This is a genomic window from Cylindrospermopsis raciborskii Cr2010 (assembly GCF_003367075.2).
Taxonomy (GTDB): domain Bacteria; phylum Cyanobacteriota; class Cyanobacteriia; order Cyanobacteriales; family Nostocaceae; genus Raphidiopsis; species Raphidiopsis raciborskii.
Genome location: NZ_CP065936.1, coordinates 819,733 through 846,570 on the forward strand (window position 1 = coordinate 819,733; position 26,838 = coordinate 846,570).

26 protein-coding genes and 2 tRNA genes are annotated in these 26,838 nt (G+C 39.7%); 16 read left to right on the forward strand and 12 right to left on the reverse strand.

All coding sequences use genetic code 11. The annotated features are described in order from the left end of the window. Window positions 1-5 precede the first annotated feature (5 nt). The 6 genes from C6N34_RS03765 to C6N34_RS03790 all read left to right on the forward strand — a co-directional run bounded on the left by C6N34_RS03765 (window position 6) and on the right by C6N34_RS03790 (window position 4,280). Window positions 6-1,169 carry a phosphotransferase family protein gene (locus C6N34_RS03765; protein WP_115539127.1) on the forward strand — a complete coding sequence of 388 codons (1,164 nt, stop codon included), beginning with the start codon at window positions 6-8 and terminating at the stop codon, window positions 1,167-1,169. 61 nt (window positions 1,170-1,230) lie between these two features. Continuing rightward, entirely contained in the window at window positions 1,231-2,328 is a 1,098-nt protein-coding gene (locus C6N34_RS03770) for a T3SS effector HopA1 family protein (protein ID WP_115539128.1), read from the forward strand. 144 nt (window positions 2,329-2,472) lie between these two features. Then, entirely contained in the window at window positions 2,473-2,730 is a 258-nt protein-coding gene (locus C6N34_RS03775; protein WP_006278666.1) for a HetP family heterocyst commitment protein, read from the forward strand. Window positions 2,731-2,860: 130 nt separating this feature from the next. Then, window positions 2,861-3,154 carry a YraN family protein gene (locus tag C6N34_RS03780; RefSeq protein WP_236107389.1) on the forward strand — a complete coding sequence of 98 codons (294 nt, stop codon included), beginning with the start codon at window positions 2,861-2,863 and terminating at the stop codon, window positions 3,152-3,154. A gap of 415 nt (window positions 3,155-3,569) precedes the next feature. After that, window positions 3,570-3,800, forward strand: coding sequence for a hypothetical protein (locus C6N34_RS03785; RefSeq protein ID WP_236107391.1), 231 nt, complete (start codon window positions 3,570-3,572; stop codon window positions 3,798-3,800). Between the two features lie 12 nt (window positions 3,801-3,812). After that, the gene (locus C6N34_RS03790) at window positions 3,813-4,280 is read left to right on the forward strand and encodes a DUF29 domain-containing protein (protein WP_006278725.1); all 468 of its coding nucleotides are present in this window, start codon (window positions 3,813-3,815) and stop codon (window positions 4,278-4,280) included. Between the two features lie 10 nt (window positions 4,281-4,290). Here C6N34_RS03790 and C6N34_RS03795 read toward each other — a convergent pair whose 3' ends face one another. Next, window positions 4,291-5,301 carry a glycosyltransferase family 2 protein gene (locus tag C6N34_RS03795; RefSeq protein ID WP_057178588.1) on the reverse strand — a complete coding sequence of 337 codons (1,011 nt, stop codon included), beginning with the start codon at window positions 5,299-5,301 and terminating at the stop codon, window positions 4,291-4,293. A 62-nt stretch (window positions 5,302-5,363) separates the two neighbouring features. Further along, on the reverse strand, window positions 5,364-6,077 hold the full coding sequence (locus C6N34_RS03800; protein ID WP_236107393.1) for a C40 family peptidase: 714 nt from the start codon (window positions 6,075-6,077) through the stop codon (window positions 5,364-5,366). Window positions 6,078-6,412: 335 nt separating this feature from the next. On the opposite strand from C6N34_RS03800, the gene C6N34_RS03805 reads away from it, so the two are divergent. Further along, window positions 6,413-6,781 carry a pentapeptide repeat-containing protein gene (locus C6N34_RS03805; RefSeq protein WP_057178586.1) on the forward strand — a complete coding sequence of 123 codons (369 nt, stop codon included), beginning with the start codon at window positions 6,413-6,415 and terminating at the stop codon, window positions 6,779-6,781. 11 nt (window positions 6,782-6,792) lie between these two features. Here the strand turns inward: C6N34_RS03805 and C6N34_RS03810 are convergent. From C6N34_RS03810 to dhaK, 3 genes are all read right to left on the reverse strand, one after another. Next, window positions 6,793-6,866: transfer RNA gene (locus tag C6N34_RS03810), tRNA-Val, on the reverse strand. A 211-nt stretch (window positions 6,867-7,077) separates the two neighbouring features. Next, the gene (gene dhaL, locus C6N34_RS03815; RefSeq protein ID WP_006278729.1) at window positions 7,078-7,749 is read right to left on the reverse strand and encodes a dihydroxyacetone kinase subunit DhaL; all 672 of its coding nucleotides are present in this window, start codon (window positions 7,747-7,749) and stop codon (window positions 7,078-7,080) included. Between the two features lies 1 nt (window position 7,750). Then, entirely contained in the window at window positions 7,751-8,824 is a 1,074-nt protein-coding gene (dhaK, locus tag C6N34_RS03820) for a dihydroxyacetone kinase subunit DhaK (RefSeq protein WP_057178584.1), read from the reverse strand. A gap of 97 nt (window positions 8,825-8,921) precedes the next feature. Here dhaK and C6N34_RS03825 point away from each other — a divergent pair, with 97 nt between their 5' ends. From C6N34_RS03825 to sfsA, 4 genes are all read left to right on the forward strand, one after another. Beyond that, a complete protein-coding gene (locus tag C6N34_RS03825) occupies window positions 8,922-9,758 on the forward strand; it encodes a prephenate/arogenate dehydrogenase (RefSeq protein WP_040010097.1) in 837 nt (278 codons plus the stop codon). 80 nt (window positions 9,759-9,838) lie between these two features. Next, window positions 9,839-10,339 carry a 2TM domain-containing protein gene (locus C6N34_RS03830; protein ID WP_057178583.1) on the forward strand — a complete coding sequence of 167 codons (501 nt, stop codon included), beginning with the start codon at window positions 9,839-9,841 and terminating at the stop codon, window positions 10,337-10,339. A 178-nt stretch (window positions 10,340-10,517) separates the two neighbouring features. Next, window positions 10,518-12,581, forward strand: coding sequence for a serine/threonine-protein kinase (locus C6N34_RS03835; RefSeq protein ID WP_115539129.1), 2,064 nt, complete (start codon window positions 10,518-10,520; stop codon window positions 12,579-12,581). 39 nt (window positions 12,582-12,620) lie between these two features. Continuing rightward, window positions 12,621-13,349, forward strand: coding sequence for a DNA/RNA nuclease SfsA (gene sfsA, locus C6N34_RS03840; protein ID WP_115539130.1), 729 nt, complete (start codon window positions 12,621-12,623; stop codon window positions 13,347-13,349). A gap of 39 nt (window positions 13,350-13,388) precedes the next feature. On the opposite strand, the gene glgB is transcribed toward sfsA, so the two are convergent. From glgB to C6N34_RS03860, 4 genes are all read right to left on the reverse strand, one after another. Then, window positions 13,389-15,680: a 1,4-alpha-glucan branching enzyme gene (gene glgB, locus C6N34_RS03845; protein ID WP_115539131.1), complete on the reverse strand. Its 2,292-nt coding sequence runs from the start codon at window positions 15,678-15,680 to the stop codon at window positions 13,389-13,391. 164 nt (window positions 15,681-15,844) lie between these two features. Further along, complete coding sequence (locus tag C6N34_RS03850) at window positions 15,845-16,168, reverse strand: hypothetical protein (RefSeq protein WP_057178579.1); 324 nt, start codon at window positions 16,166-16,168, stop codon at window positions 15,845-15,847. Window positions 16,169-16,310: 142 nt separating this feature from the next. After that, window positions 16,311-16,511, reverse strand: a complete 201-nt coding sequence (locus C6N34_RS03855; RefSeq protein WP_057178615.1) for a hypothetical protein — start codon at window positions 16,509-16,511, stop codon at window positions 16,311-16,313. A 193-nt stretch (window positions 16,512-16,704) separates the two neighbouring features. After that, window positions 16,705-16,923, reverse strand: coding sequence for a hypothetical protein (locus tag C6N34_RS03860; protein ID WP_115539132.1), 219 nt, complete (start codon window positions 16,921-16,923; stop codon window positions 16,705-16,707). Here C6N34_RS03860 and C6N34_RS03865 point away from each other — a divergent pair. Then, window positions 16,892-17,326, forward strand: coding sequence for a hypothetical protein (locus tag C6N34_RS03865; protein ID WP_141303598.1), 435 nt, complete (start codon window positions 16,892-16,894; stop codon window positions 17,324-17,326). The genes C6N34_RS03860 and C6N34_RS03865 overlap by 32 nt on opposite strands. 17 nt (window positions 17,327-17,343) lie before the next feature. Further along, on the forward strand, window positions 17,344-19,227 hold the full coding sequence (locus C6N34_RS03870; RefSeq protein ID WP_236107395.1) for a peptidoglycan D,D-transpeptidase FtsI family protein: 1,884 nt from the start codon (window positions 17,344-17,346) through the stop codon (window positions 19,225-19,227). On the opposite strand, the gene C6N34_RS03875 is transcribed toward C6N34_RS03870, so the two are convergent. Beyond that, window positions 19,198-19,268, reverse strand: a tRNA-Gly gene (locus C6N34_RS03875). The genes C6N34_RS03870 and C6N34_RS03875 overlap by 30 nt on opposite strands. A gap of 69 nt (window positions 19,269-19,337) precedes the next feature. Continuing rightward, window positions 19,338-20,408, reverse strand: a complete 1,071-nt coding sequence (locus C6N34_RS03880; protein ID WP_236107397.1) for a cell envelope integrity protein TolA — start codon at window positions 20,406-20,408, stop codon at window positions 19,338-19,340. A 184-nt stretch (window positions 20,409-20,592) separates the two neighbouring features. Between C6N34_RS03880 and C6N34_RS03885 the strand changes: the two genes are divergently transcribed. From C6N34_RS03885 to recN, 3 genes are all read left to right on the forward strand, one after another. After that, window positions 20,593-23,466 carry a CHAT domain-containing protein gene (locus C6N34_RS03885; protein ID WP_115539136.1) on the forward strand — a complete coding sequence of 958 codons (2,874 nt, stop codon included), beginning with the start codon at window positions 20,593-20,595 and terminating at the stop codon, window positions 23,464-23,466. 9 nt (window positions 23,467-23,475) lie between these two features. Further along, window positions 23,476-24,444, forward strand: a complete 969-nt coding sequence (locus tag C6N34_RS03890) for a DUF4145 domain-containing protein (protein ID WP_115539137.1) — start codon at window positions 23,476-23,478, stop codon at window positions 24,442-24,444. Between the two features lie 97 nt (window positions 24,445-24,541). Beyond that, on the forward strand, window positions 24,542-26,263 hold the full coding sequence (gene recN / locus C6N34_RS03895; protein ID WP_115539138.1) for a DNA repair protein RecN: 1,722 nt from the start codon (window positions 24,542-24,544) through the stop codon (window positions 26,261-26,263). Here the strand turns inward: recN and C6N34_RS03900 are convergent. Beyond that, complete coding sequence (locus C6N34_RS03900; protein ID WP_057178574.1) at window positions 26,260-26,706, reverse strand: ArsC/Spx/MgsR family protein; 447 nt, start codon at window positions 26,704-26,706, stop codon at window positions 26,260-26,262. The genes recN and C6N34_RS03900 overlap by 4 nt on opposite strands. Window positions 26,707-26,838: the final 132 nt, after the last annotated feature.

The window sequence follows — 26,838 nt, forward strand, 5'->3', positions numbered from 1 at the left end:
AAATTATGCCATTTGTTTTAAGTTCTGAAAACGTTTTTTCTTACCTGATTTCTCAAAGAATTTGCACTCAAGAAGAGCAATCAGCAAGCAAGATTGATCTCAAATCTGCTAAAAATTTTAATCTATTACTTACTTTACCCGATAACCGTCAATTATTGGTGAAACAAGAACGTATTAATCGAGAGGGTAAAACCAGCGGTGAGTTTATAGATGAATGGCAAGTTCATAATTTTTTTCAGACATTTTCAGCAGTAAATCATCTTCGTTCATCCCTATCAGAAGCAATACATTTTGATCAGGCAAATTCCATCCTTGTCTTCAACTATCTCAGAGAATATCGGGATATAGGTGAGTTTTATGCCCGAGAAAATTTATTTCCCATGACAATTGCTCGCTCCCTAGGGGAAATATTGGCATCAATTCATCAGTTGACTTTAGATCGTCCAGAATATGAAAATTTCTTTCAAAATTCTCAGATCACCAGAAAACATAAAAATTCTCACGTACATGAGGGAATCCCTAGAATTACACCGGAACTATTTGGTCAACTGACTGCAGATGATTTAAAATTCTTTTCCCTGTATCAACGTTATGACAATTTGGGGAAAGCAATTTCCCAATTGGGTCAATCCTATCATGCTTGTTGTTTGACCCATAATGACCTAAAACTCAATAATATTCTCCTGTCTTTAAATTGGGAATCTACAATAAGTCAATCATCCGGTAATATCCGGGGGGAAAAAATAATTCGCCTCATTGACTGGGAGCGTGGTAATTGGGGAGATCCAGCAAGTGATTTAGGTTCCATAATTGCCAGTTATTTACAAATTTGGCTATATAGTATGGTAACCAGTCGAACTATACCAATTGAAGAATCACTACGATTAGCAGCTATTCCTTTGCACTTGATACAACCTTCTATAGCAGAACTAGTAGGTGGTTATTTAACTACCTTTCCAGAGATTTTAGAGCGTCGACCTAATTTTTTGCAATTAGTTGTACAGTTTACTGGCTTTTCATTAATTACCTCCATTCAAGCTAAACTGCAACACGAAAAGACCTTTGGTAATTCTGGTATTGCTATTCTTCAGTTAGCCAAAACTCTCTTGTGTCGTCCCCAAACATCCCTCAGCACAATCTTTGGGGAGGATATTAGATTTGAGATCTAATTAAGGCGTCAAAAGGTCAGTCAAGGGGATTTTGTTGTTTTTATCTATAGGTGACAAAACTATGCAATTATTAAATTCTCGCAAATTTCAGCTGACACAACTCCCTGAGCAGTTGCAAGATTCTCTGCAGGATATGGTTAGTCACATTCAAATTGAGTCTTATTACTCTATTAAGCATACACGCTACAAGCATTCAATTCTACCAGATTCTGTAACTTCTCAGTTTGAAAGGCTACCTTTAGAGATACAGCAGCAACATTTAAAATTACAATTGCGTAACTTTATATATAACAACTATTATAACGTTAACATAAAGAATAAATCAAGTACAGATGAGAACATAGACAGCAGTAAATTGAACAAACAGCTTGAAAACAATAGTTTGTTTGGGGTAGATCTAGAATTTTATGATCGTCTACACAATGGGAACAAAGGTAAAGGTTACTGGAGTCATAATTGGGAGATTGTCAAGGAAGAGACAGATGGTACCTTAGCAGTCTATAAGAACGGCTTAACACTGCACATTGACCCCAATTTACATTTATCACCAACAACTCAAGGTCTCAGTGCTGGAAAGACTATATCCGTTAAAATGCCGAAGAATTTGGTACAAAACGGCTTTTATATGGCCGTAGCTAATGCGGGAACTCAAAACAATCAGGAGATTACCCGCATCTACTTTAATATAGCAGCTGAAGGAGCAGCAACAGTGATGGAAAGTGTAACGGAATATCTTAATGATCTTGACATTTCATTCTCTTTTAAAGCATTATATAATCCCGGTGATTATCAACGTTACGATTCAGCTGTTCTCTATTTTAATAAAAGTCAACATCAGATAGTCTGGCCTGTTTTGCAAAAAGTCTATGCAGAAAATGAATTATACTTTCAGCAACAGGTTCCCATGTTCACTAAAATACTAGCACCTGGGTTAGGCTGTGCGGAAGAACCAGAGCAAAAATTTGGCGACCAAGAGAGCTTCGGTACTCACCGCTGTCAAATTATTGCTAATGGATTAATTGAAGCCTGGCTAGCGGGTGATCATACTCCAGAGTACCGCATAAGTGCTATCTTTAAACAGTTTGCATTACAAAACATCCAGTTACAACATCCTTATCTCAATCCCCATTCTCAGGATATTTATACTCCCTTTTTTTAAAAAGGGTTTAATTTCAACTGTGAGGATTATTTCCTCACTATCCCAAAACATCACTACCAGTCTCATGTCCAATTTTATGGGGTGTTTAACACGAAACTTTAGTAACTGACAAAATAACTATTTAATGACTGATAGAGGTGATAAATGATTCCAGAGAATTTTGAACAAAAGCAAGAGTCAGAAAAGATAGATATAACATTCCAGCATATACAAATTCAGCAAATTATTCATGCCATTATTGCAGGCAAATATGCTTGGGCCTGTATTTTATTTATTTACTTTTCAGGAAGGGATCCCCTCCACTATATACCTCAAGAAATTTACACTAAGTTAGTGAGAGATAATTTTCCACCAGTATCAACTAATCGGGAGTTGACAACTGACAAAAAATTGAGTAGTTAGATTTACTGACCCAGTTTGGAAGATTTAGGTGTGAGGGCGATCGCAATTTTCCCTGCAAGCTGAACAAAAACGTCTATCTCAAGAACATCAACAGGAATATGAACAACGCCAAAGAAAACATGAAGAAGAGATGGACCAATTCCGTATATTTATGGAAGAAACCAGGAAGATGGTGGCTGAAACTAATAAAAATATGGGATCCATCACTAGCAGATGGGGTGAGTTTGTAGAAAACTTAGTTAGACCTGCTGCGGCGCGATTATTTAAGGAGCAGGGTATTAATGTACACTATACCTCTCTTCAGGTAAAAGCTCATGATTATAAAGGTTCCATAGAAATTGATATTTGGGCAGAAAATGATGGTGAAATTGTAGCCATTGAAGTTAAGTCTCACTTACCTCTGGTATCCCAAACTAGACACTAAATGGACAGGCGATCGCATGTCTATTTGGTAAACAGGATAAGTTATAATAGAAGAAATTTTTACCTAATATTATAGAATTATTAGCAATGAAACTATTACAATCGCAGATATTTTTGCTTTATTCAAAGAGAGTGAAAGACAAAGAGAAGCGGAACAAAAGCGTCTATCTCAAGAAATTGAACGGGAACGTGAAGAACGTCAACGGGAAAATGAGGCCCGTCAGCGAAAACATAAGGTTTATTTTTAATTCGTCCAGCAGGAGACTCGGTAGCTATTGACATGAAGGAGGATTTTCAAGCCAAGGTGTGGTAAGTCTATAAATAGATATGCGATCGCATTTATCGTGTCTATACTACTAGTTGGTAACGTAGGATAAGTTAGAATAGAAGAAGTTTTTACTGAAGGTTATAGACTTATGAGCAACGAAACAATTACGCTCGCAGATATTTTTGCCTTATTCAAAGAAAGCGAAAGGCAAAGAGAAGCTGAACAAGCTGAACAAAAACGTCTATCTCAAGAACGTCAACAGGAATATGAACAGCGTCAACGGGAATACGAGGAACGCCAAAGAAAACATGAAGAAGATATGGAGCAATTCCGTATATCTATGGAAGAAACAGCGATCGCCTTAATGTCTAGTGATTAGGACTTGGATAATATGTATAATAAACTGTATGATAGCGATTTAGAATTATGGATCGAACAAACAATTCAACAATTGCAAAATCGTGAGTTTGTATCTTTGGATGTTGAGCATTTAATTCAGGAGTTAGTAGATTTGGGTAAGTCCCAGAAGAATACACTTAAAAGTAATCTTAAGATATTATTAGCTCACTTACTCAAACTAAAAATTCAGCATGATGCACCTGATATGATGAAAACAAGTTGGTACGGTTCAGTTGTAGAACATCGTCAACGGGTACTGGATAATTTAGCAGATACTCCATCTCTAAAAGGTTTTCTCGTGGAAGCAGTGGAAAAAGCCTATCCTGATGGACGAAAATTGGCAATTAAGGAGAGCAAATTTGCTAAATTGGGAGTCCGTCTACCAGAAGAGAGTGAGTATCCCATAATTTGTCCTTTTCAAATAGAGGAAATTCTGGATGAGGACTTTTATGGAGACTAACCATTATAACCTAGTTGGGAATTTTACCTACAACTTCCCTAACCCGATATATTGGCCTCCCCTGAGACTCATGATAGGTACGCATTAGCATTTCCGCTAATAGTCCAAAACAAAATAACTGTACTCCGGTAACCAGCAATAATACCGCTAAAATTAGTAGGGGACGACTACCAATGTTGAGATAAAAAAACAACTTGAGAATGGTGAGATAAATACTTAGTCCCCCACCAATAATGATTGAACCTAAACCTAATAACCCAAAAACGTGCATTGGACTAGTAAGAAACTTTTTCATAAAAAGAATAGTTATTAAATCCATTAATACACGAAAAGTCCGATATATACCATATTTACTTTTACCAAAACGTCTTGCGTGATGACGTACGGGAATTTCTGCAATTCTTGCTCCTTCAATATATGCTAATGCAGGTAGAAACCTATGTAGCTCTCCATATAGATTCATATCTGCTACTAATTCTGCACGGTAGGCCTTGAGAGAACAACCATAGTCATGAACATAAACACCAGTAGCACGACGAATTAACCAGTTAGCAATTTTGGAGGGTATGAGGCGATTTATTGCTCCATCCTGGCGATTTTGCCGCCAACCAGTCACTAGGTCATAACCCTCATCTAGTTTAGCTAATAGTGCGGGAATATCCATGGGGTCATTTTGTAAATCCGCATCTAAGGTAACAATGGTTTCACCTGTGGCATAATTAAAACCAGCGGACATAGCAGCTGTTTGTCCATAATTCCGTCGCAAAATTATTACTTTTAGATCATTGCGCATTTGAGCCTGGGTCTTGAGAAACTCTGCTGAACCATCCTTAGATCCATCATCTACGCAAACAATTTCATAATTTAATCTATTTACTTGTAAAGCATGACAAATTCCCTCTAGCAATAATGGCAAACTTTCTAGTTCATCTTTAATCGGTAAAACTACTGAAATGTCAAGTGCTTTATATTGACTACTAGATAATTTTTCATTAGTGGCTGGCAGTGGATAATTAGTCATAAGTATTACTAAATGTAGAAATAAGTAGGGTTAGAATTAGTAGTGGTTAATGTAGTTAATATTTACCATTCTTGGGAAATGGGGATGTAACTTCTCACAACCCTACCAGATCCACGCAGTTGTTTATAGTATAACTGACTAATGCGATCGCCATCTGGTGATAATTGATCAATTCCGATTCCGTTGCGTCCCTGGTCTTTTCCCGAGCTGTGAATATAATATCCATTTCCTAAATATAAACCCACATGGGTGGCTTTTTGGTTAGTACCAAAAAATACTAAATCTCCTAGCTGTATCTCATTAATATCTATAGTTTGAGTAAATGCTTCTTGTTGATAAGCGTCCCTTGGTATCCACACACCAACGGATAGAAAAGCAGCCTGCACTAAACCGGAACAATCATAATTGGGCCCTACGGTTCCGCCCCATAGATAATAATTGGTTTGTCTCATGGCTTTTTGAGTAAATTCAATTACTTCTGGTACAAGTTTCTCGATTTCTAAGGCGGTAAAATTAGCTGGTTGATAGGGTTTTGTGGCAAGTTTTAATAAGCGCAAATCATTGGGATCAATCCATCCTCGGTACTGATCTTCACACAAATAAACTTCAACACAAGTATCTTGAATTTGTCCTTCCTGGGGAATTCTTAAATTCCTTCCCCTAGCAGCTTGGGTTGCTAATCGGACACATTCAGGAGAATCATAAATGTTTAGGTTGCTTATACATTGATATTCAATCATTTCCATAATGTTTTCTTGGGCAAGTTCATGGTCCATACAAAAAATTCCCAGTATTTTACGTGTCAGTTAATAAACTGTCACCATCCAGGTTGGTTACTCACTTTGTAGGGAATATTCTAAATTACATGCAAGGAGTGATACCTCTTTACTCAGGTTTGTTATTGACTTCGCTCTGCTCCGTGTAATGGAAATGTTTGAAGTTCTCCATACCAAGTCTGGAGTAAGTTGGTGAAACTTATACGGGGGAGTGCCTGAGTACCTTAAAGAAACTCAGGTGCTTTTTTTTGACTGCTTATGGCTAAAGCTATATACTTATACTACTGCAAAAGTTAACCTATTTGTTAATCTCTTTTTTGGGTAAGCGTGGATAAATGGAAGCAGAAGACTTAAAACGGCTTTATGGCACAGGCGAGAGGTACTTTGTATCTGCTGATCTGATTGGGGCTAGACTTATTGATGCCTATTTGCCGGGAATCAATTTGTGGGGGGCAAACTTGAGCCAAGCTAATTTGGCTAGGGCCAAACTTTGGGGGGCAAACTTGAGCCAAGCTAATTTGGCCAATGCGAACTTAACCAGAGCTAACTTGTGTGGGGTGAATCTTTCTCATGCCAATCTTAGAGGAGCTAAACTACACTACACCAAGTTCTATGGTGCTAACCTGAATGGTGCTATGTATGACATGAGCACTAGACTGCCTAGGGGGTTTGACCCACTCAGTCATGGTATGCGCAAAGTATGAGATGCTAGGAGTGGACGTAACTGGATTCGAACCAGTGACCTCTACGATGTCAACGTAGCGCTCTAACCAACTGAGCTATACGTCCTTAACTCCGATCTAACCATATCATACATGTTTGATTTGAATTTTCCGGCTCTAAAGAGACGTAGATTCATTAGGACCGTTTTTGCATAGAGGTCTGTTATGCCAAACGTTTTACAATAGCGATCCAATTGGCGCAGTCAAAAACGCCCTACTGACTCCATCTAGAACAAGTCTAGATATTGTCCATACCTTTTTGTATCTTACCACCTTGATCAGTAGATGTCAATACTTGACTGCGGATAAATCCGCCTCCTGGCTCCCTCTACCACTTCTAATAAACTCCTGAGCATTAAATAAGCAGAAGTACCTCCAGGATCTTGATGTCCAATACTACGCTCTCCTAAATAACTGGCTCTGCCTTTTTTTGCTATCATGGGTATGGTATCTCTTAGTCCCTGCTCTGCTGCATCCACGGCTATTTTCAAGGCTAAGATTGTCTCCTTGTCCTCTGCTACAGCTTTTTCAAAGGCTAACACAGCAGGATATATTACATCTACCATTGTTTTATCCCCTAGCTGAGCCTTACCTCTTTCTATTACTCCATCTAAACCAGCTTTCAAAAAAGCTAATATGTCCTTTGTACTTAGCTGGGTCTTCCCCATGGTGATGTCACTACCTCTTAAAAACCAGGTTCCGTATAACGGACCACTAGCACCTCCCACACTGGATATGAGGGTCATGCTCACTGTTTTCAAAATGCTGCCAATATCTTTTCCCTCAATGCTTGGTAGAATGCTACTGACTCTTTTGAAACCCCTGTCCATGTTAATTCCATGGTCTGCATCACCAATGGCAGCATCTAGTTCAGTTAATTCTTGCTTGTGATGTTCAATGACGGAACTAAACACTTGCAACCATTCAACAATTTGCACCTGAGTAACCATTTTAAACTCCCCAGCGTAAACTCGCAGTTTTAACTGGTGCATCCCATAGGTCTAACATTTCCTCATCTAGTTTGAGTAACGTAATAGAACAACCTTGCATCTCTAGGGATGTCATGTAAGGTCCAATCAGATTTCTCACAATTTCTAACCCCTCTTGCTCGCAAAGTTCTACTAGTTTACGGTAGACGAGATAAAGTTCCGAAATAGGAGTACCACCCATACTATTAACAAATGCTAGTAGGCGATCGCCTTTTTCCCAGGGTTTATTTAACAGTTCTACTTCTTTCCACTCCTCCTGCTTTTCATCCCATTCCCGCATTGTTCGACAATAATCCGTATCATCAAAGAGCGATCGCGCTAGAATTTCGGTAACCTCATCACCACGCATTAGGGGAACTCTCTCTCTTCCTGGTTCTCCATGAATGCCAATACCCAACTCTATTTGGTCATCTCCCAGGTCAAAGGTTGGTGTTCCCCTAGCTGGTACTGTACAAGAACTTAAGGCCACTCCTATGCTTCTTCCTAGAAGATTTACCTTTTTGCACAAATTGGCAACCTGAGGTAAATCGTAACCTTGCTCTGCTGCTGCTCCACAAATTTTTTCTGCTAGTACGGTTGTTCCCACTCCTCTTCTTCCTTGGGTGTAGGAACTATTTTTCACGGCCACGTCATCATCGATTATCATATTTAAGGTACGAATTCCTTGACTTCTAGCTAGTTCGGTGGCCATTTCAAAATTCATTATATCGCCGCTATAATTTTTTACAATATACAGGGTCCCTAAACCGCTATCAACCTTTTCTGCTGCTGCTAACATTTGATCGGGGGTTGGCGAGGTAAAAATTTCTCCCGGACAAGCAGCGTCTAACATTCCTTTGCCTACAAAACCCGTGTGCATTGGTTCATGTCCACTACCACCACCAGAAATAATTGCTACTTTACTTTTGTCAGGAGTTTCTGCACGATAAACAAAAGTAGGGTCAAAGTTTACTTTTATTAAACCACTGTGTGCCCTAGCCATGCCCATGAGACTTTCTTTGACAAAGTTTTCTGGTTGATTAATCAGCTTTTTCATAATTGATGTTATTAAGGATAAATATAAGGTTTAATTCTACGATTAATGTGGCCATTCAAACTGATGACTAGGCCCAAATTAATCTCTCAAGATGAAAATGAAAATTGGTATTCTGGGTTTAGGATTGATTGGTGGTTCTTTGGGTTTTGACTTACGCTCCCAAGGACATTATGTTTTGGGGGTTAGTCGTCGAGAACTAACCTGTCAAAAAGCTATGGAAATTGGCAGTGTAGACCAAGCTAGTGTTGATTTGAGTTTATTGGTAAGTTCAGAACTAATTTTTGTCTGTACTCCTATAGGATTAATTGTACCTCAGATAAAAGAGTTAATACCCTACCTACATAAGAATACTATTATTACTGATGTTGGTTCTGTGAAAGGACCCATTGTCCATTCTATTTCCCCCCTATGGGAGAATTTTATTGGTGGTCACCCCATGGCCGGAAATACTAGTGCGGGAATAGAAGCTGCTCAGTTTAACTTGTTTGTAAATTGTCCTTACGTAATTACTCCAGTTGCTAAAACAATCAAAAACAATTTAACACTTCTAGAAGAAATTGTGCGATCGCTTGGATCTAATGTTTACTACTGTTCACCGGAGCAACATGATCGAGCTGTGAGCTGGATATCTCATTTACCGGTGATGGTTAGTGCTGCTCTAATTGATGCTTGTTTAAATGAAACGGATTTAGAAATTTTAGAACTAGCTCAAAACCTTGCCAGTTCTGGTTTTCGGGATACCAGTCGGGTAGGTGGTGGCAATCCCGAACTGGGAGTAATGATGGCACAATATAATAGTCAAGCACTCGTTAATTCATTACATCAATATCGTGACCACCTGGATTCATTTATCAAATTGATCGAAGAGGAAAACTGGGAGGTTTTGGGGGAGAAACTCCTTTTCAATCAACATAACCGTCCCAGATTTCTGTAGGAAAATGCTAATGTGGAATTAGTGGAGATTGGATTCCACCGTTGCTACCTTTTAAAATAATGATGCTCAGGAAAGAAAACATGACATCAGAATCCAACAAACTGCGTTTTTACACCCAGGAAGAGGTACAGGAAATTTTAAACCTGGCGATCGCACGTCAGAGTAAAGATCTTAGTCAAGAGTTTTCCTATCAGCAGATTTTAGAGATTGCTAAGGAGCTACAAATTGAACCGGAAGCTGTTTTACACGCCAAAACTGAATGGTTGGCTCTACAAAGCGAAACACAGCAGCGAAAGGCTTTTAATACTTATCGTCAAAATAAATTGAAGAAACGTATAGGAAACTATATAATTATTAACACTTTTTTCGTGCTGACAAATTTAATTGGCAGTGCTGGTCTAACCTGGTCTCTATATATTTTGATGTTTTCGGGATTAGTTATCCTAGTTGAGGTTTGGAAGACCTTTCGTAATCAAGGTGAAGAATATGAAGCTGCTTTTCAAAAATGGAATCGTCAGCACCAAATCAAACAAACTGTAAATACGGTGATCAGTACAGTGATTAATAAGTGGTTTAAGTAGGGAGGATAGATTTAAAAACTATTTACAGGAACATTATAGAGCTTTAACAACTTGTTAACAGATAGACCTGATTTTTGGTTTATGATATTGTATAACTAGAAAGAAGTAAGTAGGGGGCACAATTGTTTGTAAGATAGATTCTGTTGATTTTTATGCTGTGAAATTTAATTTCAACGTCATGATATGTTGTTTAAATCCCGATTGTCAAAATCCTCAAAATCCCCATGGTAGCAAGTTTTGTCAAAGTTGTGACACTCCTTTAGTACCACTGTTAAGAAATCGTTTTCGTATTATTCGTGTGCTTTCAGATGAAGGAGGATTTGGCAGAACATATCTAGCAGAAGATACAGATAAATTAAATGATAATTGTGTGGTCAAACAATTAGCACCTAAGTTTCAGGGTACTTGGGCACAAAAAAAAGCAATGGAGTTATTCAGTCAAGAAGCAAAGAGACTGCAAGAATTAGGAGAGCATCCACAAATTCCCACCTTATTGGCTTATTTTGAGCAAGATAAATGTTTATATTTAGTACAGCAATTTATAGATGGCAATAACCTATTACAGGAGTTACAATTAAGAAAGCACTATAAAGACAGTGATATTCAATCTTTACTACTGGATTTATTGCCTATTCTTAAATTTCTTCATAGTCGGGGAATAATTCATCGAGATATCAAACCAGAGAATATTATCCGACGTAAAAGGGATGGAAGATTAATCTTAATTGACTTTGGTTCTGCCAAACAATTAACAGTTGCAGTTCAAAAAAAATATGGTACTTCTATTGGATCCCATGGTTATTCTGCTATAGAGCAAATTAGAGATGGCAAAGCCTATCCAGCTAGTGATTTATTTAGCTTGGGTGCTACTTGTTTTCATCTCTTAACTGGTCTATCTCCCTTTCAATTGTGGATAGAACATGGTTATAGTTGGGTCAAGAATTGGCAAGATTGCCTTAACAATTCTAGGAGTGCTGAGCTAATTATTATTTTAGATAAGCTATTACAACTAGATCTGAAAAATCGCTATCAATCTGCTGATGAAGTTATAAAAGACCTTAGTAAAAAGAATGTTTATGGTTCAAAAAAATCTGGCATATACCTTAAAAAGGGTAAACATGAAAAACATAAACATACTATTTTGCGAAATATATTTTTGATTTTGGTAACAATTTCGGTTGTGGGGGGATTGGGATATAGGAACTTAGGTCAAATGCAAACGGCAATTTTCTCTCAATTTAATCCTTTATTAATACCAAGTAATAAATCTTCTACCAGTCCCGAGTATGGGCAAATATCTGGGAGAACTTCCTCTATTAGAACTAACAAAGTTAGTTTACTCAAAACCATAACACAAGTAGATAAATCCCTAGCAGTGGTGGCTATTACTCCAGATGGTAATACTATTGTCAGTGCGGGTCACAAAGAAATTAAATTATGGAATAGCAAAACGGGCAAACAAATTATATCCCTACCAGGACATACACAAAATATCAACGCTCTTGCCATTAGTCCAGATGGAAATAACCTAGTGAGTGCGGGAGATGATAAAACGATTAAAGTTTGGAATTTACAAACAAAAAAACTTACTTTTAATCTAGTTGGTCATCAAGACTCAATTCAAGCACTAGCTATTAGTCAAGATAGCAAAATCCTAGTTAGTGCGGGAGATGATAAAACAATTAAAGTTTGGAGTCTATTAACAGGAAAGTTTTTAAAAACTCTCCTAGGCCATAATTATTGGGTTAGATCTTTAGCTCTTAGTCCCGATGGGTTCACTCTAGCAAGTGGAAGTTTTGATAAAACTATTAAAATATGGAATATTAATCAAACCAGTGGGCAAAAACCAACTACACTATTAGATACTACTTCCCAAACAGTCACATCTTTAGCTTTTAGTCCGGACACTAGTACACTTGTCAGTACCAGTCGCGATCGCCAAATTAAGTTTTGGGATATTAAGAATAAGGAGATAATTTTTGCCAGTAAAAAACAAAATGTTACATCTGTGATTTTCAGTCCCGATGGTAAAACCCTGATTAGCAAAGCCAAAAGTTGCCCAGATTGTTCTGAGAAAATTTCCTCTGTGATTAAATTATGGGATGTAAGCACAAAGGAAGAAATTTACGCTCTACCAGGAAACACCAAAATTGTTACATCCTTAGTTTTAAGTGCTGATGGTAAAACTTTAGTGGGTGGAACAGAAGATAATAAGATTAATATTTGGGAGATTTCTCCCTAATATGGCAAAAACCTCACAAATCATAAACTACATATTGCAATGAACAATTATCTTTATCAATACAACCAATTATATTCTGGAAAATTACTAAAAAGGTACAAGCGATTTTTTGTTGATGTGGAACTAGAATCTGGAGAAATGGTCACAGCGCACTGTGCCAATACCGGACCCATGACTGGAGTTTCTCAAATTGGCAGTGCTGTGCAGTTGTCCAAAACTGATAATCCCCAGCGCAAATTAGCCTATACATTGGAATTGATTCAAGTGGATAATGTGGATACTTCAGAACCAACATGGGTTGGTGTAAACACCAACTTACCCAATAACATAATTAAACTAGCTTTAGAAAAACAGCTCTTTCCACAACTAGGAGAGTATAAGCAAGCTAAAGGGGAGGTGGTTTATGGAAAAGAGAAAAGAAGCCGAGTGGACTTTTACCTAACAGGAAATGAGATGCCAATTTACTTAGAAATAAAAAACACTACTTGGAGTCAGGGTAGTTTAGCATTATTTCCTGACACAGAAACCACTAGGGGACAAAAGCATCTAAGAGAATTAATGGAGGTATTACCCAAAAATCGTGCGGTGATGTTGTACTTTATCAATCGAGGGGACTGTGTGGAATTTGCTCCTGGAGATAGTGCGGATCCACTTTATGGTCAGTTACTAAGACAAGCAATAAAAGTAGGTTTAGAAGTTTTGCCGTGTAGATTTGATGTTTCTCCTCAAGGAGTTCGTTATTTGGGTTTAGCTGAATTAAAAATTTGAGGAAGTGGGGGAAAGCTTCCCCCATAGCATCCACCGCTTCTAACCCAGGGACTGAGCAGTCTTGATCCTATCTAACTTGAGAATTAAAACCCCTAAAGGTGGTAAACACAAATCCAAAGAATAAGGACGATTATGTAAAGACCAGTCATCAGTCCATTTACCCCCTAAATTGCCCATATTACTACCACCATACTCACGTGCGTCACTATTAAATAGCTCTGTATAGAATCCCTTCTGTGGCACACCAATACGATAATGGGAATGGGGTTGGGGGGTAAAGTTGCAAACTACTACTACAAATTCATCGGAGTCCTTAGCTCGACGGACAAAAGAAACTACACTGTGACGATTATCACTACAGTCAATCCACTCAAAGCCCTCTCGTCCAAAGTCCTGACTATATAAAGCAGGTTCAGAACGGTAAACACTGTTAATTTCCCTAAAGAACCCTCTTAACTGCTCATGAGGTTCATGCTGTAATAAACCCCACTCCAAATCGGCCCACACATTCCACTCACTCCATTGACCAAACTCCATGCTCATAAACATGGTTTTCTTGCCAGGGTGTGCAAACATATAAGTAAATAAAGCCCGCACATTGGCCAGCTTTTGCCATCTATCACCGGGCATTTTACCGATAATATTGCTCTTACCATGGACAACTTCATCATGGGACAGTGCTAACATGAAGTTTTCACTGTGGTTGTACCACATGCTAAAAGTGACATTGTTTTGGTGGAATTGACGGAACCAGGGATCCATGCTAAAGTAATCCAACATGTCGTGCATCCAACCCATATTCCACTTCAGGTTAAAACCTAACCCTCCAGTGTATGTGGGCCAAGATACCATGGGCCAAGAGGTGGATTCCTCCGCAATGGATAGAACCCCTGGGAAGTAACTAAAAATGTTGTGATTTACTTGGCGGAGAAAATCAGCAGCTTCCAGGTTTTCCCGACCACCATATTCGTTAGCTACCCATTCTCCATCTTTACGACAGTAGTCAAGATAAAGCATGGAAGCAACAGCATCTACCCTAATACCATCAATGTGGTACTTATCAAACCAAAACAAGGCATTAGCAACCAGGAAATTTCTCACCTCGTTGCGGGAATAGTTGAATACCAAGGTTCCCCATTCCTTATGTTCACCTTTACGGGGATCAGCATGTTCATAAAGATGAGTACCATCAAAGAAGGCTAAACCATGACCATCCTTGGGGAAATGACCTGGTACCCAATCCACAAGCACACCAATGCTATTTAAGTGACATTGGTCAACAAAATACATAAAGTCCCCGGGGGTGCCAAATCGGGAAGTGGGAGCATAGTAACCAGTAACCTGATAACCCCAGGAACCATCAAATGGATGTTCAGCAATAGGTAATAACTCTATGTGGGTGTAACCCAAGTCCCTCACATAGGGAATCAGTTTAGCTGCTAACTCCCGGTAGGTAAGGAATCGCGCTCCTGGATTCAGTTCGGAAGCAATAACTACTGGTTCTTCTGTTCCATCTGGTAACTTAGCTGGTTTCGCACTGTCATCATGTAACCAAGAACCTAAATGCACTTCGTAAACGGAAATGGGTTGCCCAAGGGGATCGCTGTTTCTTCTTGTCTCCATCCATTGTTCATCACCCCAGGGATAAGCATTCAAATTAGTGACAATAGATGCAGTTTTCGGCCGTGGTTCCTGTTGAAAACCGTAGGGGTCAGATTTTTCGTAAATATGACCGTCAAAATTCTTGATTTCATATTTATAATGTTCCCCAGGACCCAATTCAGGAATAAATAGTTCCCATACTCCCGTGTGCCCCTTGCGCATTTGGTGTTTACGTCCATCCCAGTGGTTAAAATCCCCCAGTAGAGAAACATTGCGAGCACTGGGTGCCCACACGGCAAAATATACTCCCTTAATACCATCTATTTCGGTTAAGTGCGCTCCCAATTTCTCATAAATGCGATGGTGGTTACCCTCACCAAACAAATGTAAATCAAAATTTGTTAATCGGGGAGAACGAAAAGCATAGGGATCATAAATTACCCGCTCGTGTTCCCCTTCTTGAATTCTTAACTGGTAGTTATTAAGTTCTTCGATCTCAATGGTGCATTCAAAAAAATGGGGATGATGTACCCTTTCCATGGCGTATTCTTTACGCTCTTGGGGAACTACTACATAAACCGCGCTGGCGTTGGGTAGGTAAGCACGTACAGCCCAAATGTTTTTACCCTCTTGTTCTACAAGATGTGAACCTAGTACCTCGAACGGATCATGGTGTTGATTGGAAACTATGCGGTTAACCTGCTCAGGAGCAATGGTGCTGGTGGTCATGGAGCTACCTACATTCAATAAGGTGACTAACTAAATTCAGTTTTTTATAACTATATATATTCTTTACATTTATTTGCATTTTTGTCCTCATGGTTCCCGTAGATCAGGATGTATCTTATATTGTAAGTATGAAATAAACATGAATTCTGGCAGCAAAGAGGAGATTAAATATCTAAAAACGGGAAAATTTGCAGTAAAATTCTGCGCATCCTGAGCAAAAATACTGTGTGTCTCAACCTGGGACTTAGCTTTCTGGGCGGAATTGTTCTCAGCTGCTCCTCTAGTTCAGCATATTCCGATGCGGTTAATATCTTACCATCAATAGGCGATCGCCCGATGGTGATGATTTCTGTACGTAGTATTTCTTCCGGAATATCTTCTGTTAGTGGTGGGACTGCTATGGTTACTCCATGGTTAATTATTCCCACCATTACAGCTACAATCACTCCCAAAACTACAAACTGGAATTTTACGGGTAGACCTTTCATTTTCCGTCTTGTTGGTTTGTGTAAAGTCCCAGCGCCTACCCAAAGGGGTAGAGCGTGGGTTTGTTTATCGAACTAGCTACTGGGGGACACCCATGGGGTAGTCACAGCTTTATTGAACAAAATTAGGCGTTCCTAAAAAGTTCTAGGGAGTAGTAGTTGGGGTTGCTGTGGGTTCTGTAGTAGTAGCAGGGGTAGCAGTACCACTATCAGTGGGCTCAGCGGGTGTAGTAGTAGCAGCAGGTGTGGTTGTAGCATCACCAGAGGGTTCAGTACCACCTTCACAAGCGCCCAGCATAGTAGCCAGACTTAAAACGATAGCCAAACCAAAGATTTTTGTTTTCATAACTCCTCTTTCACCAATAAGTGCAATACAAGGGATTGCTCCTGTTGAATAAGATATCTCATTTGTTGCTTTTTGTGAAACAATTTGTACAGAATAAATTTCTTTCCAGTTTTTTTTTGTTATGGTCGTAGCTCAAGGGAGATAGGACATTGCCAATAGGTAATCCAGCAAGCATAATTGAACCATAATTTTTTTAGCATGCTACCTGTTCAGGACTAAATTTAGCATTCATCACCATTATGTCAGCATTACCCAAATCAGCTGTTTCCACAAAAAGCTCATGGTTTAGACCGGATTCCTCTCCTATTCCGTATGGGGAACGTTCTCCTGTGTCTTCCACCAAACCAGCACGCAGGAAAGACGAACCTAACTCTAAGTCTATGTTTCCTAATGCTCCAGTGCAAAAAGCCATATTGACTGGTCAAACTAGTAAACAGTTACCAATCTCTTCTAATAGTGAAAACTCGTGGATTATCCGCCTTAACAACATTCACCACTATTCCTCCATGACGGCATTTTTGTTTGTGGTGGTGATGTTGGCAATCTATGGTGGAACGGTGTATTGTCAACAAATTTGGAGTCATTCCTATCGCAAACTGGAAAGTTTACAACGCCAGGAACGACAGCTAACTGCAGCTAATGCTATCATTATTAGTAAAATGGCTCAGGAAGCAGAAGCAATGGGACTGGGACTATCTGCTCCAGGTAAGATGGTCTTTCTGCCCGCAGTATCAAATAATTCTCAACCACCATCGAGAGCTAAGATCCCCCCATCTCCAGGTAAACGCACCTCAATTCCACCGTTAGGATATTAAGCTTATTGACCATTGCCATGCAGAAGTTACCCAGCAAAAGCAAACCCACTAGGAGCAGATTCAGAAACTTACCCAATCTACGAGAAAATCTCCGACGGTATTTACAATTAACAGGGAGAAACAGATTTTCCCCACCATTCCCAGATAAAAATTCCCCTGGTACTCCAACTAGACTGGTCAATTTTCACTCCCGACTGTTGGTGGTTTGGGGAGTTCTATTTCTATCTGGGATGGGTCTAGTTGTAAATTTGTATCGTCTGCAAGTTGTGGATGGACCAAAACTTACCAAAAGGGCTAGAAACCAACAAGCAACAGTATTACTTCCTTTTATGCCCCGCCGTCCATTAGTGGATCGCAATAAAACTTTGTTGGCTATTGACCGTCCTGTTTATACACTCTATGTTCACCCTAAATTATTCAGTAAATCTAATCAGGCAATAGCGGAAAAAATAGCACCTTTTTTGAATAAAGATGTTACAAACCTAGTGAAGCTATTTAAAACTAGGAAAAGTGGTATTCTTTTAGCTGATAAGGTATCTGAAAATATTGCTGACCGATTAATATCATTTAGACTAGATGGTTTAGAATTTATTGAAAAATACTCTCGTTTCTACCCCGAAGAGGATTTAGTAGCAGATGTGGTGGGTTATGTAAATTTAGAAAGACATGGTCAAGCTGGGGTAGAATATAGTCAGGACAAACTGTTGGAGCGTTCCAGAGAAACCGTGCGTCTGACGCGAACTGGTGCAGGAGATATTATGCCAGATTATGCGCCAGATGAGTTTTTATATTCCGATGATTTTAAATTGCAGTTAACCATAGATAGTCGCTTGCAAAGAGCTGTTCGTAGCGCCCTGAAACAACAGGTGGAAAAGTTTCAGGCTAAACGCGGTGCTGTAATTGTTATGGATGCTAAAGACGGTTCCCTATTGTCTTTAGTGTCCCAACCCAGTTATAACCCTAATGAGTATTCTAAAGCTAATATTGCGTCTTTTAAAAATTGGACCGTGACTGATCTTTACGAGCCCGGATCTACTTTTAAACCCTTAATTGTAGCCGCTGCTTTAGAAAGTGGTGTCATCACTCCCGATGATAGATTTAATGATCCAGGTACTATCAAGGTTAGCGACCATGTCATCAAGAATGCAGTTATCAATAGTTTTAGACAAATTAACATTGCTGAAATTTTACAGACATCCAGCAATGTGGGTATGGTACAAATTGTCCAACGTCTCGAACCAAAAATCTACTACAGTTGGTTACAAAAACTAGGTATTGGTCAAAAAATGCATACAGATTTACCATTTAGCACCCGTGGTAGTCTGAAAAATCAAGATCGATTCTTATCATCTCCCCTAGAAATGGCAACCGCTTCTTTTGGACAGGGTTTCTCCCTCACACCCTTACAATTAGTACAGATGCACGGTGCCTTGGCTAATGGTGGTAAACTGGTCACACCTCATGTGGTTCAGGGATTAATAGATAGTGAGGGAAAAGTACATTTTTCTCCCGAAATACCAGTCCCTCGACAGATTTTTTCCCCTAGTACTACCCAAACAGTTGTAAACATGATGGAAACCGTGGTTACTCAGGGTAGTGGAAAGGCGTCACGCATTCAAGGCTATGCTGTAGCTGGTAAAACTGGTACAGCCCAAAAAGCTAGTCCCAATGGCGGATATATTCCCGGTGCCCGAATTACCAGCTTTGTGGGTATTTTCCCTGTTGAGGCTCCCCGTTATGTCATTTTGGCGGTTGTTGATGAACCAAAGGGAGGGCATGCCTATGGTGGCACTGTTGCTGCCCCTATAGTCAAGTCTGTCTTAGACGTACTTATACCAATAGAAGAAATACCACCAATAGACGGTGGAGAAAGCGGGCGGCGGGAATCGAACCCGCATTAATAGCTTGGAAGGCTATAGTTTTACCACTAAACTACGCCCGCAGGTTGGTTTGGAGTTTGTTTTTTCCAACTTTGGCAATAGTAACAGAGTCTGTGGGAAATTGCAAGTCCCTAGGGAGAATTTTTTGGAGAACTTGTTGGAGAATCCCTGGGAACGATGGTTACTCTCAGATATAAGTTACTCTTTTCTGGTTGGGAACCATTCTTGTCATAACCACCTACAAATTTCTCCTGCTGAAAAAGCTCCCGGAGTGGTGGCTCATAAACACTTTGATCTTTTTCAGATATGTTGGGGTCAATAATAAAAACTTGCTCTAACTTGCCGTGCTGATTAACTATTAGGCTAACCAGTATCGTTATCCGTTTTGATGGTTGTGTTTGAGCAGAAGAAAAAGTAATTGTTAGCTCCTTCGTACTACTACCTTGGTACTTGGGTAACACATCGGGGGGAATATCCCCTGCTATCAAATCTTGTTTTCTTAGCTCCTGTATCTCATCTCTGTTGAGGGGTTCAATAGTGAGAGTAAATAATTGAGGAAATAATTGAGGTTGGGAATTTTCCCCCACTGGAGTGGTTTCCGGGGTAGGATTTTCACTCAGTGATGGGGAAGAGATGGGTTTGGGCAACTTATCGGGTGCAATTTCCGGTAAGGGGTTTGATTTCTCCGATTCCACTTTAACTTCCTCTCGAGGAGAGTTCCAAGGAAGATCATTTGGTGGAGGACTTGATTTAGGTGGAAGTAGAAATTTTCCAGGTGTAGGTTTAGGTATTAATGGAGTATTGGGCTGATTTTGCCTGGGGGGGGTAACTGGGAATCTATTTAAATTGGAGTTAATAGGTTTAGCAACAACAACCTGTTCAGCCACTTTCTTAGTAGTGTTATAATTAGCTTGCTTTGGGGTAGATGGAGAAGGATTTGGTTTGGCTAGAGCAGGTTTAGACTTAGGAACTTGTTTTTGCGGCTCTACTGAAGCGGGAATATCCACCAGTTCCACCACCACATTGTCTTGACCAGACTGGGAGGGAGGAACCCAAAAACCGAATAGTTTGGAAGAGCTTAACCACCAAAAGAGTAAGACATGTAGAGAAATAGAACCCAAAAATGCTAGTGTCCACAAACCAGGGGAATCCATCACCCTTTGGCTTTTAGGTGAGAGATTCTTAACTGTTAGGGAGTCCAACAACTTTACCTCCTAATTGATAACTGTAGTTGTGCTTTTTTCATTTTCCGCTACGGGGGTGTCTGTTTTTACAGGTATCTCTCGATTTTTCGCCATCTCTCCATTTTTCAGTTACACTATTTACCTATCGCTCTTCATTTTAGTCTAAACTTCAGTAACTAGGGTGTAGGGTAGAGTTAATTTTATGAATCAAGGGCGCACTTACGATTATATTGACTTAATTGAGTTGCTGATAGGAACCATTTTTGAGAGCAAGGGGGATAGCCAAGTAATTTACCCCCTGTTGGAAAACAATCTCCATCTTTTAGATGCAACCTTTATTGACCAACTACAATCCTGGGGCGGTCATCAGGTAAATAAACAAGCAACTCCCGAGCAAAATGCTCAACTGGGAGCATCACTATACCTCCTGGCTCGGATTTTTTATCATTTTCCCGGAGGGGATCCGCTAATTAACCTCGCTATAGCCATCTGTGGATACGAATTTTGCGCCGCCATAGAACGCCAACTGGGACTCGAAAAAGAATTGGCTCAAGTTCTCAATCATCTAGGTGCTGCTTACCAAACCCAGGCCCAAATGGGTACGGACTCCCACTCTAACCTAGAAAAAGCGATCGCAGCTTATAATGAGGCTATTACCATCCGTCGTCAACCCGGGTTAGAAAGGGAATTGGCTCAAGTTCTGAATAATTTAGGTGCGGCTTATCAAATCCAAGCTCAAATGAGTAAGGAAGCTAATCTGGAAAGAGCAGTGACTGCTTATGCAGAAGCCATTTCAATTTTACGGGAATTGGATTTAGAAAGGGATTTAGCTCAAACTCTTTACAATTTAGGGAGCGCCTACCAAACCCAAGCTCAATTAGGTAAGGACTCGCAAGCGAATCTACAAAAGGCAATTCCACCCTATACAGAAGCGATCTCCATTCTACGGGAACTAGGTTTAGAAAGGGACTTGGCTAAAACCTTAACCAGTGTGGGTAGTGTTTATATTAGCCAGGGTAAACTAGAAAGAGCAATTACTCCTTTTAGAGAAGCTATTACCATGTTCCGCCAATTGGGACTGGAAAGAGACTTGGCCGAAACTCTCAATCAACTGGGAATTGCCTACCTAAACGAAGTAGAACGGGGTAAGGATCCAGATGCTAATCTACAAAGAGCAATTATTGTCTTTACTAAAGCTTTAACTATTCTCCGTCAACCAGGATTAGAACCAGATCTGGCTCAAACCCTTCACAATCTAGGAAAAGCTTACCAAACTCAAGCTGAACTGGGAACCGAGTCCCAGTCTAACTTAGAAATGGCGATCGCCCATTATCGAGAAGCTCTGGCAATTGCTACCCCGGAGCTTTCTCCAGCAGACTATTTAAAATTTGCCAGTCATTTAGGAGATCTGGGGTTTGAGCAGGGTTGGTGGGATATCGCTCTAGAGGGTTATGAACAGGGAATCAAAGCACTAGAGACAATCCAATTTTGGCGGGATAAATCTCCTGGGGAGATCCAACACTCCCATATTTACCAGTCAGCAGTGCGTGCTTGTATTGAGTTGCATCAATATGGAAAAGCAGTTGAATTAGTAGAGCGCAGTAAATCACGAAATTTAGTGGAGCTACTAGAGAATAAACATCTATATCCAAAAGGAAATATTCCCTCTCGTATTTATGGGGAATTAGATCGTCTTCGTCAAGCAATTCGCAATGAAGTAAGACTACTGGAAATCCAAGGAGAAAAAAGAAGCCATGGTCAACTCAATACGCTCATAGAAGAATTAGATCAATTTATTACTAGCCAGGTCAAACCCCTTGATCCCCATTTCTCCCTTACCCAGAGGGTGGAACCAATAACCATATCTAAAATACTCAAGCTGGTGGGAGCAGATCCGCGCCGGGTGATCCTGGAGTGGTACTTTACAGATGATGTTCTCTATACCTTTATCATCACTGCTAATCCAGATGTACCAATTTTTCCTCACAAAGTGGTTATATCGCCCAGTGTGATCCGCCAATTCAGCCAAAAATACTTAGATATCTACCGCGATCGCCACAATTTAGGTAACTGGAAACAGGCCTTACCGGAACTACTGGGCGAACTGAAGGAGATTTTGCAAGTTGAGACTTTATTAACTCAATTGTGGAAGTTATCCCCCCCATGTGAAGAACTGGTACTCATACCTTATGGTTGCTTACATATCTTCCCTCTACACGCTCTATTTCCCTGGGAGCGATTTCCCCTGGGATTTAGTTATTTCCCCAGTTGTCAGCTCCTCAGTTCCGTAGGAGTTACGGAGCGGGAAGAGGTAGTACAATCCCTGGCCATTCAAAATCCTACCCAAAACCTGCAATATGCCAGTTTTGAAGTAGAAACAATTATTACCCGACTGTTGATTGGCACGGAGGTGATAACTGAGAAAGAAGCCACCCGTGAAACTATTTTTAGTCGATCCATTCCAGAGAAAAATTACCTGCATTTTTCCTGCACTGGGTACTCTAATTTTCAAAAACCTCTACATTCTGCCATACTTTTGGCCAATTGTATTCTACCAGCTCCCCCCAAGGGTGGGGAATACCTCCCCTTACCAAATGGTGCAGCAGTGGATCTCTCCCAATGTTTGACCCTTGGTGATATTTGTGGATTGGATATGCGTCGATGCCATCTTGTTTCTCTTTCCGCTTATGAAATGGGGATCGGTGATATGGTTGATACCAAAAATGATGACTATATCAGTTTGCCCACGGGTTTTCTCTTAGCAGGAGCTTCTACCATAATTAGTAGTTTATGGGCTGTGAGTGATTATACTACTGCTTTGTTAATGATTCGTTTCTACCAATTCTATACGGACACAGAAAATCTTCTGACCTATGGTCGTCCTCGCTTAGCACTGTACCATGCCCAGCAATGGTTACGAGATGCTCCAGCGGGAAAGTTGTTAACCTGGGCGGCAAAGTTACCATTTTCCGGGACAAGGCTGACATTACTCGCTGATTTTGATACAATGCCAGAGTCTCAACGCCCTTTTCAAGAACCATACTACTGGGCCGCCTTTACCTGTGTTGGAATTTAGAGGAGAACCATGATCACAAGTCTTAGTCCAGAAGATATAATTTTAACTGCACTGGATATTTTTCTCAATAAAGATACGGGGGATTTCTCATCCTTGGCTGAACAAATTGAGAAATCTGGATATCCCAGTGAAAAGGAAATTGCCGCTTTACTAGATGAATGGTTGGAGAATAAACCTTCCCTGCGAAAGGAGTATAATAGGATATTTGTACAACTCAGAAATGAGCGGAAAACAGAAAGGCAATTTTTACCCAGATCACAAAGCACTTCCCCGGATGGGGAAGCTTTACATAAACAAAAAGTAAAAATGCTGCTCAGCAAAATGCGTGACGTTGTGCATGTATTAAATTGTGTGACTTGTAAAGGCTTAGTAAATGCCAAAGAAATAGATAGCTACTTTACACCAATTCAGACCAAAGATTCCATGGCTAATTCTCCGGATAAAATTGGCACTAAATATAAGTTTACATTTTTACAATGCACTAAGTGTTCTCAGCCTTTTATCACTCGCACGGAATATTCTGATAATCCCGAACATTACAATGATCCCACCTATGGTCAACCCAAAACCTTATATCCCACATCTGAGAAAACTATTAGTTCTGAAGTACCTACATACATAAGGACGGTATTGGAAGAGGCTATACGGTGCTATAATAATAAAGCATTTATTGCATCCGTGATTATGTGTGTTAAGACATTAGACTATGTATGTAAAGATTATAAAATTGAGGCAGGATCGCTTGAGAATAAACTCAAGAAAATGAAAGAACAAGAAATTATTGATCAGAATCTTTATGATTGGGCTGATAGGTTAAGAGTAACAGAAAATGATTTTGTGCATAAGAATATAACTTTTGGTGCAACAGATGCTCAATACATTATTAACTTTACATATACAGTTATTGATTATATTTTCACGTACAGGAAAAAATTTGAACAGTTTAAATACAAGAGCAAACCAGAAGGAAAAAATTAACGGTTAATTGTTTATTATCAAACTCTTTTCAGTAAGCCATAAATGAAGGTAAAATTAAGAGATATTTGGCATACACTCTCACGGAGATTATGGATTAATGTTACTGTCCCTCAGAATTGAGAATTTTGCCCTGATCGACCAACTGGAGTTAGATTTTGGTCCAGGATTGAATGTTTTAACTGGGGAAACTGGTGCAGGAAAGTCGATTATTCTGGATGCGATTGATGCAGTTTTGGGTGGAAGGGTTTCTAGTCGGGTAATTCGCACTGGAACTAATCGTGCTGTGGTAGAAGGAACTTTCAGTATTGCTCCGTTTTTGGCTACTTGGTTAACTGAACAGGAAATTGATTTGATTGATGATAATTCTCTGGTGATCAGTCGGGAAATTACTGCATCTGGAATTAATATCCGCAGTCGTTCACGGGTAAATGGTGTGTTAGTTAATCGCCAAATTATGACTAGTCTGCGCGATCGCCTGGTGGAAATTACTGCACAAGGACAAACTTTACAAGTGGGACAGTCTGCTCAAGTCAGAGATTGGTTGGATCTCTATGGTGGTGAGGATATAATTCAACACAAACAAAAGGTGAGTAGTGCTTACGCTGCATATCAAGAGGCACATAAAAGTTTAGAAAAACGACGTAGGTCAGAAAAGGAACGTTTGCAACAGTTAGACCTCCTAACTTATCAAATTCAAGAATTGACCACAGCAAATCTCCATGATCCACAAGAAATGGAACTATTGAACCAGGAAAGAGAAAGACTAAATCATCTGGTTGATTTGCAACAAATGAGTTATAAAATTCATCAGTCCTTATATCAAAATGATGCTGAAACTCCCACTGCTGTGGATTTATTAGGAGCTAGTGAGACCATATTAAACCACATTGTGGAGTTTGACCCTCAACTGCAACCCATTTTGGAGTTAGTTAGGGATGCGTTGGCAACAGTTATGGAAGTAGGAAGACAAATTAGTATGTATGGAGATGGATTAGAAGCTGATCCTCAAAGACTAGAAGAAGTAGAAGAAAGAGTAAGAGAGCTAAAACAAATCTGTCGTAAATATGGACCTAGTCTCTCAGAAGCAATAGAATATTATCAACGTATTCAAAATGAATTAGAGGAATTGAATAGTACGGAAGATTCCTTAGAAAGTTTGGAACAACAGGAGCAGGTTTGTCTACAACATCTTAATCAGGTCTGTCAACAGTTGACTCAATTACGCTTACAGAGTGCGATTAATTTAGAATCTCATTTGTTGGCTCAACTAAAACCACTGGCCATGGAAAAAGTAAAATTTCAAGTAGAAATTACCCCCATTCCACCCACCTCCACCGGTGCAGATAAAATCACCTTTATGTTCAGTCCCAATGCGGGGGAACCCATTCAACCACTGACAGAAATTGCTTCTGGTGGGGAAATGAGTCGATTTTTATTGGCTCTCAAAGCTTGTTTTAATCAGCATGATAGTGTAGAAACTATGATTTTTGATGAAATTGATGTGGGTGTTTCCGGGAGAGTTGCTCAAGTTATTGCCGAAAAATTACGTCAATTAAGCGAAGCTCAACAAGTATTATGTGTAACTCATCAACCCTTAGTCGCAGCTATGGCTGATCGACATTTCCGGGTTTATAAAGAGGTGATTGAAAAAAACGGTAATACGGAGGAGCGCACCGTAGTCAGAGTTACCTCTTTGGATAACTTAAATACTCGCAGGGATGAATTGGCCCAATTAGCTGGTGGTAAATCTGCTAATCAGGCGATCGCTTTTGCTGAATCTTTACTAATTCAAGCTGCTAAATTACGAGTACAGGACTAATGATGATGTTCGTGGTTTTTATCGTGAGCACACCCTTGCAAATCCTGTTGCATGAGACTTTCAGTCATTACCTGTAAGGACTCGTCCGTGGAGTTCAAACCAATCCAGGCGTGGATTTTTTCCACATCAAAACCTACCTCTCTTTGATTACCTACTTCTAATAAAGGACGGCGAATTAATAGAGGATCTTTCAGCATCATTAATAAAGCAGTTTCCCCATCAATGTTTTCTGGATTTACCTCTCCTGATCTTACACTGGGAGCTGTTTTATTAAACCATTCCACTACCGGGCGATCGCCGAAAAAGGATTTTAATCTTTCCTTCGTCCATGGTTCTGTTAATAAGCTATATGCTATTACCTGATGACCTGCTGCTGTTAGTAAAACCTTTTGTCTGATATTATTTTTACATCCAGGTTTTTCATAGAAAATCACTCTAGCCATAACAACTTTCTCCTCTTGATTCTGAGTTTACTTGATAACTATTACTCGGATCTACGCACTCACCTATCTAAAAATCACAAAGAATCACACGAGCTATATTTTCTAATAGTTGAGAATATTCCCACTATTGAC

Bases quoted from the DNA above. Each gene is read 5' to 3' on its own strand.
- C6N34_RS03870 (WP_236107395.1), top strand. From the start codon at position 17,344: ATGCAGAAGTTACCCAGCAAAAGCAAACCCACTAGGAGCAGATTCAGA.
- C6N34_RS03890 (WP_115539137.1), top strand. From the start codon at position 23,476: ATGATCACAAGTCTTAGTCCAGAAGATATAATTTTAACTGCACTGGAT.
- dhaK (WP_057178584.1), bottom strand. From the start codon at position 8,824: ATGAAAAAGCTGATTAATCAACCAGAAAACTTTGTCAAAGAAAGTCTC.
- C6N34_RS03795 (WP_057178588.1), bottom strand. From the start codon at position 5,301: ATGACTAATTATCCACTGCCAGCCACTAATGAAAAATTATCTAGTAGT.
- C6N34_RS03770 (WP_115539128.1), top strand. From the start codon at position 1,231: ATGCAATTATTAAATTCTCGCAAATTTCAGCTGACACAACTCCCTGAG.
- C6N34_RS03805 (WP_057178586.1), top strand. From the start codon at position 6,413: ATGGAAGCAGAAGACTTAAAACGGCTTTATGGCACAGGCGAGAGGTAC.
- C6N34_RS03825 (WP_040010097.1), top strand. From the start codon at position 8,922: ATGAAAATTGGTATTCTGGGTTTAGGATTGATTGGTGGTTCTTTGGGT.
- sfsA (WP_115539130.1), top strand. From the start codon at position 12,621: ATGAACAATTATCTTTATCAATACAACCAATTATATTCTGGAAAATTA.
- C6N34_RS03885 (WP_115539136.1), top strand. From the start codon at position 20,593: ATGAATCAAGGGCGCACTTACGATTATATTGACTTAATTGAGTTGCTG.
- C6N34_RS03830 (WP_057178583.1), top strand. From the start codon at position 9,839: ATGACATCAGAATCCAACAAACTGCGTTTTTACACCCAGGAAGAGGTA.
- C6N34_RS03865 (WP_141303598.1), top strand. From the start codon at position 16,892: ATGTTTCCTAATGCTCCAGTGCAAAAAGCCATATTGACTGGTCAAACT.
- C6N34_RS03855 (WP_057178615.1), bottom strand. From the start codon at position 16,511: ATGAAAACAAAAATCTTTGGTTTGGCTATCGTTTTAAGTCTGGCTACT.
- C6N34_RS03765 (WP_115539127.1), top strand. From the start codon at position 6: ATGCCATTTGTTTTAAGTTCTGAAAACGTTTTTTCTTACCTGATTTCT.
- C6N34_RS03835 (WP_115539129.1), top strand. From the start codon at position 10,518: ATGATATGTTGTTTAAATCCCGATTGTCAAAATCCTCAAAATCCCCAT.
- C6N34_RS03850 (WP_057178579.1), bottom strand. From the start codon at position 16,168: ATGAAAGGTCTACCCGTAAAATTCCAGTTTGTAGTTTTGGGAGTGATT.
- C6N34_RS03775 (WP_006278666.1), top strand. From the start codon at position 2,473: ATGATTCCAGAGAATTTTGAACAAAAGCAAGAGTCAGAAAAGATAGAT.
- C6N34_RS03900 (WP_057178574.1), bottom strand. From the start codon at position 26,706: ATGGCTAGAGTGATTTTCTATGAAAAACCTGGATGTAAAAATAATATC.
- C6N34_RS03780 (WP_236107389.1), top strand. From the start codon at position 2,861: ATGGACCAATTCCGTATATTTATGGAAGAAACCAGGAAGATGGTGGCT.
- glgB (WP_115539131.1), bottom strand. From the start codon at position 15,680: ATGACCACCAGCACCATTGCTCCTGAGCAGGTTAACCGCATAGTTTCC.
- C6N34_RS03785 (WP_236107391.1), top strand. From the start codon at position 3,570: ATGAGCAACGAAACAATTACGCTCGCAGATATTTTTGCCTTATTCAAA.
- C6N34_RS03800 (WP_236107393.1), bottom strand. From the start codon at position 6,077: ATGGACCATGAACTTGCCCAAGAAAACATTATGGAAATGATTGAATAT.
- dhaL (WP_006278729.1), bottom strand. From the start codon at position 7,749: ATGGTTACTCAGGTGCAAATTGTTGAATGGTTGCAAGTGTTTAGTTCC.
- C6N34_RS03860 (WP_115539132.1), bottom strand. From the start codon at position 16,923: ATGGCTTTTTGCACTGGAGCATTAGGAAACATAGACTTAGAGTTAGGT.
- C6N34_RS03790 (WP_006278725.1), top strand. From the start codon at position 3,813: ATGTATAATAAACTGTATGATAGCGATTTAGAATTATGGATCGAACAA.
- recN (WP_115539138.1), top strand. From the start codon at position 24,542: ATGTTACTGTCCCTCAGAATTGAGAATTTTGCCCTGATCGACCAACTG.